Genomic DNA, 12,328 nt, shown 5'->3' with positions numbered 1-12,328 from the left:
CCGCCTACATCGTGGACAGCTTCTCCAGGATCGGCGCCGCCGCCCGCAGGGTCGCCCTCTCCTCCGGCGTCAGGTCCTTGAGCCGCTGCGCCAGCCAGGCTTCCTTGGTCCGGCGCTCCTCCTTGAGCAGCGCCGCCCCCTGCGGCGTCACGCTGACCGTCACCTGCCGGCGGTCGGTCGGATGTGGTTTGCGTTCCAGCAGACCCCGGGCCTCCAGCTTGGCGATCACGCGGGTCATCGAGGGCGGCTGCACCTTCTCGTGCTCCGCGAGCTCGCCAGGGGTCATTGCGGTGTGGCGCTCGACGGCGACGAGCGTCGCGAGCTGTGTGGGCGTCAGCGAGTGGTGCGCGGCCTGCTTGCGCATCCGCCGCGTCAGCCGGGCGAGGGACACGCGCAGGGCGGACGCGAGAGCGGCGTCGCTGCGCAAGTTCTGGATGTTCGTTAGCATGACTCATTACCTTTGCTAACTATATGGCGCATGTCCGCATTCCTCCAAATCGTCCGGCTCTGCACGATCTCTGCACGGTGATCGCGACACACCGTACCGGCGCGGGACCGACGGCGATCGGGACGTGCGCGAGCAGGATGTCGCCCACTTCCCGCCCCGCTCGGTCGGCTCGTACGCCTGGGCGGCGGCGGCGGCTGCGGGCGGGCCCGGCCTGCGACGGCGTACGACCACCTAAATTGGGATCATGTATTCGACAAGACGGGAGCGATGAGCATGGCGACGTTCGTGCTCATCCCTGGGGCGGGCGGCAACGCCTCTTACTGGCAGCGACTCGTCCCGGAGTTGCGCGGCCGAGGTCACGAGGCCATACCCGTGGAACTTCCGGCCGCCGACGACTCCGCGGGATTCGAGGAGTACGCCGACGCGGTGGTGAAGGCCGTCGGGAACACTCCCCGGCCCGTCCTGGTCGCCCAGTCGATGGGCGGCTACACCGCGCCGTTGGTGTGCCTGCGCGTGCCGGTCGCCCTGGTGGTGCTGCTGAACGCCATGACTCCGCGCCCGGGGGAGACGGCCGGAGAGTGGTGGGAGGCCACGGGGCAGGCCGAGGCGATGGCGAGCCAGGCCGCGCGCGAGGGGCGCGCCGCGAGCGACGGCGTCGACCCGCTGATCCACTTTTTCCACGATGTGCCACCCGAGGTGACACAGAAGATCCTGGCCGACGGCGAGACCGTCCAGTCCGGCACGCCGTTCGCGCACCCGTGGCCGGTGGACAGGTGGCCGGACGTGCCGACGCGCTTCCTCCAGGGTCGTGAAGACCGCCTGTTCCCGCTGGAGTTCCAGCGCCGGGTGGTCCGCGAACGGCTCGGCGTCGAGGTGGACGAGATGCCCGGGGGCCACCTGGTCGCCCTCAGCCGTCCTGCCGAGCTCGCCGACAGGCTGGTGTCCTACCTCTGACCGCCCTGCGTCCGGGAGGCCCGGCCCCCGGGTGGGGACCGGGCCTCCCGGACATGCGGGCGCGTCAGGCGAAGTCCTCCGGCGTGAACTCCTTCGGCTCAACCAGGACGAGCCAGTTGCCCTGGTTGTCGCGGATGACCGCCTCCACCCCGTACGGCCGATCCGCGGGCTCCTGCAGGACCGTCACGCCCTTGGCCGTGAGCTCCTGGCAGGTCTTACGGCAGTCGTCCACGCGCAGCCCCAGGCCGCCCGCCTGGCCCTTGTCGAGCTGCCTGCGGTAGAAGTCGGCGCCCTCGTCGTCGAGCGGCGGCCCCGGCTTCATGAGCGTGATCTCGAGCTCGGGTTGGTTCGGGTGGCTGATGGTCACCCAGCGGAACCCGTCCATCTGGATGTCGGTGTTGGACACGAAGCCGAGGACGTTCACGTAGAAGTCGCGGGCCTCGTCCTGATCCCTGCAGTAGAGGGTGATCAAGGAGACGTTCTCAATCATGCCGACGAAGCTACGTCTACCCCTTTGACCTGGGCTTCTTCAAAATTGCGGAATCCTCGGCCGGCGTGCCCCGAAGGTCGAGCACCCCGTTCATGAACAGGTAGCAGCCGGGGACGCGGGGACCGCCGCGCGCCGCCCACCGGTCGCGGTACTCGCTCGGGCTCTCCCCCACCATCCGGCGGAACTTCGCCGAGAACGAGCCCAGGCTGCTGAAGCCCACGGCCATGCAGATCTCGGTCACCGTCAGGTTGGCGGAACGCAGCAGGTCCTGGGCGCGTTCCAGCCGCCGCCGGGTGAGGTAACGCATCGGGGTCTCGCCGTACGCCGCCTCGAAGCAGCGGACGAAGTGGAACTTGGAGACCCCGGCGACGGCCGCGAGCCCGTCGAGATCGAGCTCGCTCTGGTAGTCGCGGTCCATGCGGTCCCTGGCCAGGCGCAGCCGCGGCAGCAACTCCACCGGCACCGTCCGCTGTCCCCTCACAGCCACGTCACGACCCTAACGCGGAAAGACGAACAGGCCGCCGCGGCGTCTCGCCGCGGCGGCCTCCCGGGGAGCGGGTCAGCCCAGGCCGAGCAGGCTCTTGATGGGCTCCAGCGCGAAATACACGACGAACAGCGCGCCCACCAGCCACAGCAGGGGGTGGAGCTCGCGCGCCTTGCCGCGGAACGCCTTGATGGCGATGTAGCTCACGAAGCCCGCGCCGATTCCGGCGGTGATCGAGTACGTGAACGGCATGAGCACGATGGTCAGGAACGCGGGGATCGCGGTCTCGAAGTCGCTGAAGTCGATCTCCTTGACCTGGGTCATCATGAGGAAGCCGACGACCACGAGGGCCGGGGTCGCCGCCTCGAACGGCACGATCTCCGTCAGCGGGGCGAAGAACATGGCCAGCAGGAACAGCACGCCGGTGACGATGCTCGCCAGGCCGGTACGCGCGCCCTCGCCGACACCGGCCGCCGACTCGATGTAGGTGGTGTTGGACGAGACGCTGGCCGCGCCGCCGGCCGCCGCCGCGAGCGAGTCGACGAGCAGGATCTCCTTGGTGCGCTCGACGGTCCCGTCCTCCTGGACCAGGTTCGCCTGGCGGCCCACACCGACGATCGTGCCCATCGTGTCGAAGAAGTCGGCGAGCATGAGGGTGAAGACGAACATCACGGCCGCCAGGCCGCCGATCTTGGCGAAGCTGCCGAACAGGCTGAACTGGCCGAGCAGCGACAGGTCGGGCAGCTCGATGAAGTTCTTCGGCCACGCGGGCACGTTGAGCGACCACCCGTTGGGGTTGCTTCCGTCGGGGGTCTGCGCTCCGATCTTGCCGATCGCCTCCACGATCATGGCGAGCACGGTGGTGCCGACGATCCCGAGCAGGATGGCGCCCTTGACCCTGCGGGCGACGAGGAAGGCCGTCACGAGCAGGCCGACGACGAAGACGAGGGTCGGCCACCCGGTCAGCGAGCCGTTGCCCAGCGCGCCGAGCTTGACCGGGACCGTCGTGCCGCCCGCGTCGGGCATGCGCCGGACGAAACCGGCGTCGACGAACCCGATCAGCGCGATGAACAGGCCGATGCCCACGCTGATCGCGGTCTTGAGCTGTGCCGGGATCGCATGGAACACCGCCACCCGGAAGCCCGTCACCACGAGGATCGCGATGACGATGCCCTCCAGCACCACCAGGCCCATCGCGTCCTCCCACGACATCTGGCTGGCGATGCCGAAGGCGAGGAAGGCGTTCAGTCCGAGGCCGGTGGCCAGGGCGAACGGCACCCGGCCGAAGACGCCCATGATGATCGTGAGAATGCCGGCGGCGAACGCGGTGGCCGCGGCGACCAGCGCGATGTTGGGGTTCTCCCCGTCGCCGAGGAACTGGCCCGTCTTGTCGGCGACGGTGCCGATGATGAGCGGGTTGAGCACCACGATGTAGGCCATCGTGAAGAAGGTGGCGAAACCGCCGCGGACCTCCTGTCCGACGGTGGATCCACGGGCGGAGATGGAGAAGTATCGATCGAGGAAATTAGGGGTGTTCATGGGGTTCGCATTCACGCGCGCAGAGTCGCAGGCCCTTACCATCCGCGGAAAGAGCCAGGGGAGCAGCGTTGTCCTTTCGTGACTGGTTTGTCATAAAAATACCGGCTCGCTGCCGCGACCTTCTAAGCTGGCTGCCGTGAGCGAGCGCCGGCCGGACCCCATGCCTCTCAGGACGAGGGACACCCCCACGATCCTGGTCGGGACGGCCCTGTGGGTGATCGCCCTGGCCGTCGTGCTGCTGGTGGTCAGACCGGCCGATCCGCGACCGGTCTGGGTCTGCGTCGCCGGGATCGGCCTCGGCCTGTTCGGGCTCCTGTACATCCGCCGCCGCGACGCCCGGCTGCGCGAGACCGCCCCCGCCGCCGAGGTCGGCGAGTCAGAACCCCACCGCCCCTGACCGCGGCCCCCGCTCAGCGTGTCTCGGCGAGGAACATCGCGATGCCGTCGAGAAGTCGCTGCAGGCCGAACTCGAACAGGGCGTCCATGTCGAAGTCGAATCCGCCGGCCGCGCTGAGCCGCTCGAACAGCCGCAGCCCACCGCCGGCCGTGATCGCCTCGAACGCCGGCTGGTGGGCGTCCATCCACTCGTCGGCGTTCAGCCCTGTGAGCGCCTCGGCCTCCGCCTCGAACTCCAGGTTGATCGCGGTGCCACGGATGTGGTTGAACACGGTGATGTAGGCGGTGAACATCGTCACCGGGTCGAGGCCGTGCTCGTCGAGAGCCCCGAGCACCCATTCCATGAACGGGAACGCATTGGGGATGAGCTGCGGCCGTGTCACCGACATCGCCGGCGCGAGCCACGGATGCCGCCGGAACGTCGCCCACAGCATCCGGGAGGCCAGCTCGATCCTGTCGCGCCAGTGCCGTGGCGGCTGTTCGGGCAACCGCATCCGCCCGAAGATCGTGTCCATCATCTGGAGCAGCAGGGCGTCCTTGTCCGCGACGTGCCGGTACAGCGACATCGTCGCCACCCCGAGCTCGGCAGCCACACGGCGCATCGAGACCGCCCCGAGCCCTTCGGCATCGGCGACCGCGATGGCCGTCATGGTGATCCGCTCGGGCGTGAGCAGTCCGTCCGGGATGTTCCGCCGCGTGGCACGGGCGGGCGCCCCTGCCGAGGCCACCCCGCCGTAGCCGTCCGCGGGCGGCCGCACCGGACGATCACCAGCGCCGACGACCGTGCCAACGCCCGGTACGGCGCGGACGAGCCCATCGCGGCGCAGCTCGGTGAGGACCTTCGTCGCGGTCGCCATCGCGACTCCCCACTCCCGGACGATCTCCCGCGTCGACGGCACGCGGTCGCCCGGCCGGAGCTCGCCCGCCTCGATCCGCCTGCGTATCTCCGCGGCGATCTCCTGGTAACGCCCTGCGCCCGGACCGGTCACCACACCTCCCGCACTAGTGCACCACTGTAGCCGCGTACGTTGCGGCGACACCGCGCACTGCCACTCACGGACCACCAGTGCACTAGTGCTGTATCCCATATTTCCCTACTGAAAGTGGCTTGTCCGTCCAATGCGTACGCCGTACAGTCTGCACTATGCCGAACCAGGAAATCCTCGTATCCGGCGGCGGGATCGCCGGACCCGTGCTGGCCTATTGGCTGGGCAGGGCGGGCTTCGCCGTCACGATCGTCGAGCGCGCGCCCGCTCCCCGCCCGGGCGGTCAGACCGTTGACCTGCGCGGCGCGGGCCGTACGGTGGTCGCCCGGATGGGCCTGCTCGACCAGGCGCGGGCGATCGCCGTCGAGCAGCGCGGCATCGCCGTGGTCGACAAAAAGGGCCGCGACAGGGCCCGCCTCCCGGCCGACAGCTTCGGCGGCGAGGGCATCGTGTCCGAGATCGAGATCCTGCGGGGTGATCTCGCCCGTCTCTTCTACGAGGCGTCGCTTCCGCACACCGAGTACGTGTTCGACGACACTGTCACCGGACTGGAGCAGGACGACGACGGGGTGAACGTCACCTTCGAGAAGTCCGCACCGCGCCGGTTCGCGCTGGTCGTCGGCGCGGACGGGCTGCACTCGGCCGTACGCGCGCTGGCCTTCGGCCCGCAGGCGCACCGCATCCACCCGTTGGGTCTTTACATCTCGTGGTTCACGGCCCGTGACGAGCTGGACCTCGACGGCTGGTACCAGATGTACAACGCCCCCGGCGGCCTCGTCGCCTCGGCACGGCCCGGGCGCCTGCCCGGCGAGGTCAAGGTCAGCTTCGGCTTCCGCTCCGCGCCGATCACCTACGACCGCCGGGACGTCGCCGCGCAGAAAGCGATCGTCGCCGACCGCTTCGCGGGCGCCGGGTGGGAGACGCCGCGGCTGCTCACCGCGATGGCCGAAGGGGTCCGACTTCCTCTTGGAATCCGTGGGGCAGGTGCGTCTCGACCGGTGGTCGCACGGCCGGGTGGTGCTCCTCGGCGACGCCGGTTACTGCCCGACGCCGCTGACCGGTCTGGGCACCAGCCTCGCCCTGGTCGGCGCGTACGTCCTGGCCGGCGAGCTCGCCGCCACCGGCGACCACCGCGTCGCGCTGCGCAACTACGAACGGATCATGCACCCCTACGTCGGCGAGGCGCAGAAGCTGCCGCCCGGCGGCGTCAACGGCTTCGCGCCCTCCACCGCGCTCGCGATCCGGATGCGGACCGCCTCCATGCGCGTCATGACGCGCTGGCCGATGCGGAATCTGATCGCCTCGCAGTTCGCCAAGGCGTCGAACATCGACCTGCCCGACTACGACCTGCCGGTCCTGCGCTGAGGCCGGGGGCGCGCCGTGCCTCGCCGCGTCCGGCCGAATCTCCTACGACGGTTGGATTGAGGTTGTGGGGTCGAGGTCGGCCTCGGCGAGCAGCAGGGGGACCCGCGCCGGGTCGCGCAGGAGCGCCGCCACGGCGAGGCGGTCGCCCCACTGGCCGGACGCCCAGGCTAGGCCCCTGGCCAGGCCGTCGACGCCGGTGGCGTGCACCATGCCCTCGAAGAACCGCCACGGCACCGGCCTGCCGTCCACGAGCAGCTCGTCGTGCTCGACGTACGTCGCGGGGGCGCCGGGCAGCAGCGAGCGCACCTCGGGCGGCACGGGCTTGTCGGTCCCGGCCGAGGTGACCGCCCCGGTGACCACCTCCCCGGCGAGCGGCAGGTCGAGCACCTCCGACAACGCCTCGGCGAGGTCGAACGGCGCGAGCACGAGCGGCCGGTCCTCGACCAGGGGGAGCAGGTCGGGCGCCTCCACCACGACCGGGCCGTCCTCGACGTCCGCGACCGTGACCGTGCCCTTCAGCACGGCGCGTACGGCCTCGGGCGGGCTCACCCGGGTGGGATCCACGGCCGCCAGCGCGATCCACAGGGACCGCAGCTGGGCCCGGTCGACCTCCAGGGACGAGTCGGCCAGCAGGTCGAGCAGCTCTTCCGGGCCGCCGTGCGAGTCGAGCAGCTCTGCGAGGGTGGACCGGACGCCGATCATCTTCAGCGCGTCCCCGTCGATCCCCGAGGGCGCCTCGCCGTACAGGCCGAACAGCAGCGGGTCGCCCGCCGGGAGCCGCAGCTCCGTCGGCCTGCGCCCGCCGAGCACCGGGTGCCGCGACAGCCACCAGGCCGTGTACGACGGCACCTCGACGGTCTCCCCCGCGGCGAGCACCCGCATGGGCCGCAGGGCGGCGCGCAGCGGGGGCCGCGACAGCAGCGCGAGCGCGCTCGGCCAGTCCGCGACGTACTCCAGGTCGCGCACGGCGGTGAACTCGCGGACCACCGGCGGCACGTCGAGGCCGGTGTTCAGTGAATCGTGCAGCAGGTCGAGCACGGCCTCAAGCCACTCGTCCTCAAGGTCGAGGTCGTGGTCGCACTCGGCGGGGTCGAGCAGCACGTCGGAGTCGTTGACCACGGCGAAGCCGTCGAGCACCCCGGCCGCCGCCAGCACGTGCGGGCCGAACTTCTCCACCAGGTCGGGGGCGGCGACGCCGAACGGCACCTCGGGGTCGATCAGGCCGGCCAGCGAGCCCTCGGCCAGCAGCAGCTCGCCCGCCGCGTACAGCTCGCCGTCGGCGCCGCGCAGCGCCAGCTCGGCCAGCCACGGGGCCTCTCCCGCGGTCAGGCCCGCCGCGTCGACCAGGGCCAGCACGGCCTGGGCCACCGGCTCGGGGTCGGCGCTGTTCAGCGACTCGGACACGGCCGCGTGGGTGAGCGGGTCCTCGATCACCGTACGCGGGGTCGCCTCGGCCGCGCCCAGCCGCAGCAGCAGCGGGTGTGCGGCGTCCGGGTGGACGATCCGCAGCCCGAGCGGCGCGAGCAGAGCAGGGTCAAGAGAGCCCGACTCCTGCGACAGCACGAGCGTGCCACGCGGGCCACGCACGAGGCGGCCGTCGGCCAGCGGCACGGCGATCGCGCCGACCGCCTCCAGGTCGTCGGCGGGCAGCACCTCGTACAGCGCCCGCCACCACGCCGGGTCCTTGTCCTCCACGGCCTCGCCGGAGAGCATGTCCACGACGTCGGCCAGGTCGACCCGGCGCACGCCGAGCGTGGTCAGGGCCGGATGCCGGGAGGCCCAGCCCGCGGGCAGCAGCCCGGGGACGATGCCGGCGATCCTCGCCAGGAACTCGGCCGTCCCCTCGACCGCCCGCGCCTGATTTCCCGGCACGACGCCCTCGGAGATCGTCGGCAGCAGCGGCGTGTCCGGCAGCGCCCTGACGATCTCCCGCCTGATCGCCGCGTCGAGCGCGCCCTTGCCCATCAGTCCGGGCACGAGGTCGAGCAGGTCCGGAGTCGCCGGGAGCTCCCCAAGCAGCCGTACGTACGCCTCGGCGGCCCGGGCGACCAGGAAGTCGGTGAGCGGCCCGGGGGCGACGTGCCGCCGGTCGGTGGTCATCGGGAACGACGCGATCAGCAGGGCGGGCAGGTCGAGCGGCTCGTCGCTCGGCGTCGGCGCGTGCACCACCCTGTGCACAACCCCGCGGACGTCACCGCGGCGGTCGCCGGGGACGGCCCAGCGGACCTCCCAGTAGGGCCGGGCCCGCTCCTCGGTCGGCCGGTCGGCGAACAGCTCGGCCACCTGCTCCGGGGTGAACGTGCCGGACTCGGCGACCACGTGCCAGCCCTCGGCCGAGATCGTGCGGGTCCGTCCGTCCACCTCGATCTCGACGGTCTCCAGCGCCGGCATCGACAGCGGCAGCGCGGGCCCCGCCTCCTCAAGCATCCGCCGTACGGCCTGCTCGGCGGCCTGGTCGCGCAGCGGGAGCCGGACCAGCGTGTCGAAGCCCTCGGGAACGTCGAGGGAGTCGTCGGAGAACGGCAGCCGCAGCAGCGGGACGTGCCCCTCGCGGCCCTCCAGCTCGGCGGCGAGCTCCGGCCGGGCGGCGACCAGTGCGGCGGTCTCCTCCCGGGACCAGCGCACTCCTCCAGTCGCTCTGGAGGCGATCGAGGGCGCGTCGGTGACCGACACCACGGCGGCGAAGCCGACGCCGAACCGGCCGGCCGCTCCCGCCTCGTCCTTCTTGCCGGAGACCCGGAGGGTGGACAGGCCCTCGACCCCGGTCTGGTCGAGCGGCGCGCCGACGTTGGCGGCCAGCAGCACGCCGTCGGCGAGCGTCAGCCGCAGGCGGCCGGGCACGCCGGCCCGCAGCGCGGCGTCGGCGGCGTTCTGGGCGAGCTCCACGACCAGCCGGTCGCGGTAGCCGCCGAGGGCGAAGTCCTCTTCGGCGTTGGCGTCCTCGCGGAAGCGGGCAGGCGAGGCCGTCCAGGCCGCGAGAACGGTGTCACGCAGGCGCGCGGTGTCGAACATGATCAGGCGTGACCCAGGGGTTCGGAGCCGGCCTCGTCCACGGAGCCCGACTCGATGATGTCGTATCCCATGTCGTCCAGGATCGGGGGCGCCGGGTCCATGACCATCGAGGGCACGGTGGTCGCCTCGGAGTGCGCCCCGCAGCCGTGGTCGGCGGACACCACGCGGCCGTCGTCCGGCGCGTACTCGTTGGCGCAGACGCCGAAGCCGAGGCCCAGCGCTCCGGCGAGCGGCCAGTAGAAGCCGCAGGTGGAGCACTGCGCGGGGGCGGCGTGCGCGATCGGGGTGTGCGGTCCCGCCTCACCGGCGGCCCAGCGCCGCGCGGCGAGGTCGCGGCCGAGCACCGACAGGACGCGGGCGCGTCCCAGGCCCAACTCGAAGATCATCTGCTTGTCGATGTCCTCGTCGGCGGAGGCGAACCCGGGCACGAGCCGGTCGTCGTCGGCCTCGGCCGGCAGCAGATCGCCCACGCCGAGGTCACCCGGGCGCAGCCGCTCGTTCCACGGCACCCAGGCGGGAGCGAGCAGCGCGCCCGAGCCGGGCAGCAGCACGGTCTCGCTCACGGTCACGACGCGGGCGCGGGAGGCCCGGGCGACGGTGACCGCCCAGCGCCAGCCGAGGTAGGCGCGGTCGAGGCACTCGAAGTAATGGGTGACGACCCGGTCGCCCTCGTTGTCGAAGCCCAGGTGCTCTCCCACCTCCCCGGGGCGCGCGATCTCCTCGGCGGCCCGGCGGGCGAGGTCGACCGCCGCCGCACAGGCCTGGTCGACTGGAGTGCTACGGATTCGGGTACGACTCACACTCCATTTTCACCCACGCCGCGAGCGGACCGCACCGGCTCGATGGGCAAATCTTGGAAGGACCCTCGGTGCCTATGGTGAAGATTTGGGCGAAAGTTACGCGTGTTGTGAGAGCGCCGGCGCGGGCGACGCGCCGGCTCACGCACGCCCAGGGAGCGGGGCGCACCGGCCTCGGCCGCCTCATCGAGTTGACGGCCGCGCATTCGGCCGGAGACGCGCTGGTCACCGTGGCTCTCGCCGGGGCGCTGCTGTTCGGGCTGCCGGTCGGCCAGGCCCGCGGCCAGGTCGCGGCGTACCTGCTGATCACCATGCTGCCGTTCGCGGTGGTGGCGCCCTTCGTCGGGCCGGTGCTCGACCGGCTCCGCTCGGGCCGCCGCTACATCATGGCCGGCACCCTGCTCGCGCGGGGCCTGCTGTGCTGGGGGATGGCCGGCGCGATCCACACCTCCGACGCCGTCACGCTGTTCCCATCCGCGCTCGCCGTGCTGGTCCTGTCGAAGGCCTACAACGTGTCCCGGGCGGCGATCATGCCGAGCGTGCTGCCCGCCGACATCCCGCTGGTGACCGCCAACGCCAGGGTCGCGTTGTTCGCGCTGGTGTCGGCCGGCGTCGGCGCCGGCGTGGCCACCGGCCTGTCCGCCGCCGCCGGGGCCGACTGGGTGCTGCGCGGCGCCGTGCCGCTGTTCCTGCTGTCCGGGGTCTTCGCCGTACGGCTGCCGCGGCACGTGGACGCGCCCGACCTGGAGGAGGCCGAGCCACGCCCCCGCTGGCGCACCGTGCTCAACCTGGGCCCGGTGGTGGGCGAGGCCATGGGCGCCAACGCCGCGATCCGGGTCCAGTCGGGCTTCCTCGTGTTCTTCCTGCTGTTCCTCGTCCAGGACGGCCACCTGCGCGGTGTGGACCCGAAGGTCGCGCTGGCGCTGCTGGCCGCCGCCGCGGGCGCGGGCGGCCTGGCCGGGGCCGCCGCGGGCTCCTGGTCCCGCTCGCGGTCACCGCACCTGACCGTCATGGCCACGCTCGCGCTGGCCACGGTCGCCACCGTCGCCGCGGCGTTCTTCTTCACCGTGTGGACCGCCGCCGCCGTGGCCCTCGTGGGCGCGTTCGCCCAGGGCCTCGGCAAGCTCGCGTTCGACGCCATCGTGCAACGGGAGATCGGCGAGGAGGTGCGCTCCTCGGCGTTCGGCGTCGCCGAGACGCTGCTCCAGATCGCCTGGGTCCTCGGCGGCCTGCTGGGCCTGGTGATGTCGCTGTTCGTGGCCGGTCCCGCCGGGCTCGGCGTGATGTCCGCCGCCCTCGCGCTCTCCTTCGGCCGCCTCGTCGTGCTCCGCCGCCGCAGGATCGCCGCCCGCGCCGCCGCGGTCACCTGAACTCCCGAGCCCGCCACACCCGCCGCCCTCGCCGCTCCCCGCCGCCCAGGCCTGGCCGGGCGGCGGGGAGGCACGCGATCAGGCGTCCAGGTCGTCGGCGACGGCGCGCAGCACGGTCGCGATCTTCTTCGCGTGCGCCGCGTCCGGGTGCTTGCCCCGCTGGTAGGAGTTGGAGATGTCGTCGAGCAGCTTGATCAGATCCTCGACGATCACGACCATCTCGTCGGGCTTCTTCCGCTTGGTCTTGCCCTTGGCGGTCTTGGCCAGCGTCGGGGGCTGGTCGATCACCCGCACCGAGAGCGCCTGCTGGCCGCGGCGGCTCTCGGCGACACCGAACTCGACCTTCTGCCCGGGCTTGAGCGCCTCGACCCCCTTGGGCAGGGCGGAGGAATGCACGAAGACCTCACCGCCGTCGTCGCGGGTGAGGAAGCCGAAACCCTTGTCGGCGTCGTACCACTTGACCTTGCCACTCGGCACAGGGGTGACC

At 71.9% G+C, this 12,328-nt stretch carries 12 protein-coding genes and 1 pseudogene; 5 read left to right on the top strand and 8 right to left on the bottom strand.

The genetic code is table 11. From position 1 onward, the window contains the following. Window positions 1-4: 4 nt before the first annotated feature. Complete coding sequence (locus ABZ857_RS25460; protein WP_357046883.1) at window positions 5-448, bottom strand: MarR family transcriptional regulator; 444 nt, start codon at window positions 446-448, stop codon at window positions 5-7. A 273-nt stretch (window positions 449-721) separates the two neighbouring features. Here ABZ857_RS25460 and ABZ857_RS25455 point away from each other — a divergent pair, with 273 nt between their 5' ends. Further along, window positions 722-1,402: an alpha/beta hydrolase gene (locus ABZ857_RS25455; protein ID WP_357046881.1), complete on the top strand. Its 681-nt coding sequence runs from the start codon at window positions 722-724 to the stop codon at window positions 1,400-1,402. 64 nt (window positions 1,403-1,466) lie between these two features. On the opposite strand, the gene ABZ857_RS25450 is transcribed toward ABZ857_RS25455, so the two are convergent. The 3 genes from ABZ857_RS25450 to ABZ857_RS25440 form a co-directional block, all read right to left on the bottom strand. Then, the gene (locus ABZ857_RS25450) at window positions 1,467-1,892 is read right to left on the bottom strand and encodes a VOC family protein (protein ID WP_357046879.1); all 426 of its coding nucleotides are present in this window, start codon (window positions 1,890-1,892) and stop codon (window positions 1,467-1,469) included. A 16-nt stretch (window positions 1,893-1,908) separates the two neighbouring features. Beyond that, on the bottom strand, window positions 1,909-2,379 hold the full coding sequence (locus ABZ857_RS25445) for a helix-turn-helix transcriptional regulator (protein ID WP_357046877.1): 471 nt from the start codon (window positions 2,377-2,379) through the stop codon (window positions 1,909-1,911). A 72-nt stretch (window positions 2,380-2,451) separates the two neighbouring features. Then, window positions 2,452-3,915, bottom strand: coding sequence for an NCS2 family permease (locus tag ABZ857_RS25440; protein WP_357046875.1), 1,464 nt, complete (start codon window positions 3,913-3,915; stop codon window positions 2,452-2,454). 136 nt (window positions 3,916-4,051) lie between these two features. Between ABZ857_RS25440 and ABZ857_RS25435 the strand changes: the two genes are divergently transcribed. After that, window positions 4,052-4,312: a DUF2530 domain-containing protein gene (locus tag ABZ857_RS25435; RefSeq protein ID WP_357046874.1), complete on the top strand. Its 261-nt coding sequence runs from the start codon at window positions 4,052-4,054 to the stop codon at window positions 4,310-4,312. Window positions 4,313-4,325: 13 nt separating this feature from the next. Here the strand turns inward: ABZ857_RS25435 and ABZ857_RS25430 are convergent, their stop codons facing one another. Then, window positions 4,326-5,300 (bottom strand): TetR/AcrR family transcriptional regulator C-terminal domain-containing protein, encoded by a 975-nt coding sequence (locus ABZ857_RS25430; protein ID WP_357046872.1) that lies wholly within the window; start codon window positions 5,298-5,300, stop codon window positions 4,326-4,328. 155 nt (window positions 5,301-5,455) lie between these two features. Here ABZ857_RS25430 and ABZ857_RS25425 point away from each other — a divergent pair. Both ABZ857_RS25425 and ABZ857_RS25420 read left to right on the top strand, forming a co-directional pair. After that, window positions 5,456-5,890, top strand: a pseudogene (locus ABZ857_RS25425) (FAD-dependent monooxygenase); the annotation flags it as partial. Window positions 5,891-6,272: 382 nt separating this feature from the next. Further along, entirely contained in the window at window positions 6,273-6,662 is a 390-nt protein-coding gene (locus tag ABZ857_RS25420; RefSeq protein ID WP_357046870.1) for an FAD-dependent monooxygenase, read from the top strand. Window positions 6,663-6,704: 42 nt separating this feature from the next. On the opposite strand, the gene ABZ857_RS25415 is transcribed toward ABZ857_RS25420, so the two are convergent. Together ABZ857_RS25415 and ABZ857_RS25410 are read right to left on the bottom strand one after the other, a co-directional pair. Continuing rightward, entirely contained in the window at window positions 6,705-9,674 is a 2,970-nt protein-coding gene (locus ABZ857_RS25415; protein WP_357046868.1) for a hypothetical protein, read from the bottom strand. A gap of 2 nt (window positions 9,675-9,676) precedes the next feature. Then, the gene (locus ABZ857_RS25410; protein WP_357046866.1) at window positions 9,677-10,474 is read right to left on the bottom strand and encodes a DUF3027 domain-containing protein; all 798 of its coding nucleotides are present in this window, start codon (window positions 10,472-10,474) and stop codon (window positions 9,677-9,679) included. 107 nt (window positions 10,475-10,581) lie between these two features. Here ABZ857_RS25410 and ABZ857_RS25405 point away from each other — a divergent pair, with 107 nt between their 5' ends. Beyond that, a complete protein-coding gene (locus ABZ857_RS25405; protein WP_357046864.1) occupies window positions 10,582-11,841 on the top strand; it encodes an MFS transporter in 1,260 nt (419 codons plus the stop codon). 78 nt (window positions 11,842-11,919) lie between these two features. Here ABZ857_RS25405 and ABZ857_RS25400 read toward each other — a convergent pair whose 3' ends face one another. Further along, window positions 11,920-12,318, bottom strand: coding sequence for a cold shock domain-containing protein (locus ABZ857_RS25400; protein WP_357046862.1), 399 nt, complete (start codon window positions 12,316-12,318; stop codon window positions 11,920-11,922). Between the last annotated feature and the right edge of the window lie 10 nt (window positions 12,319-12,328).

Origin of the sequence: Microbispora sp. NPDC046933 (assembly GCF_040644635.1) — a bacterium.
In the GTDB taxonomy this organism is placed as follows: domain Bacteria; phylum Actinomycetota; class Actinomycetes; order Streptosporangiales; family Streptosporangiaceae; genus Microbispora.
The sequence above is the reverse complement of the archived record's forward strand: the minus strand, read 5'-3'. Positions and strand labels throughout refer to the sequence as shown.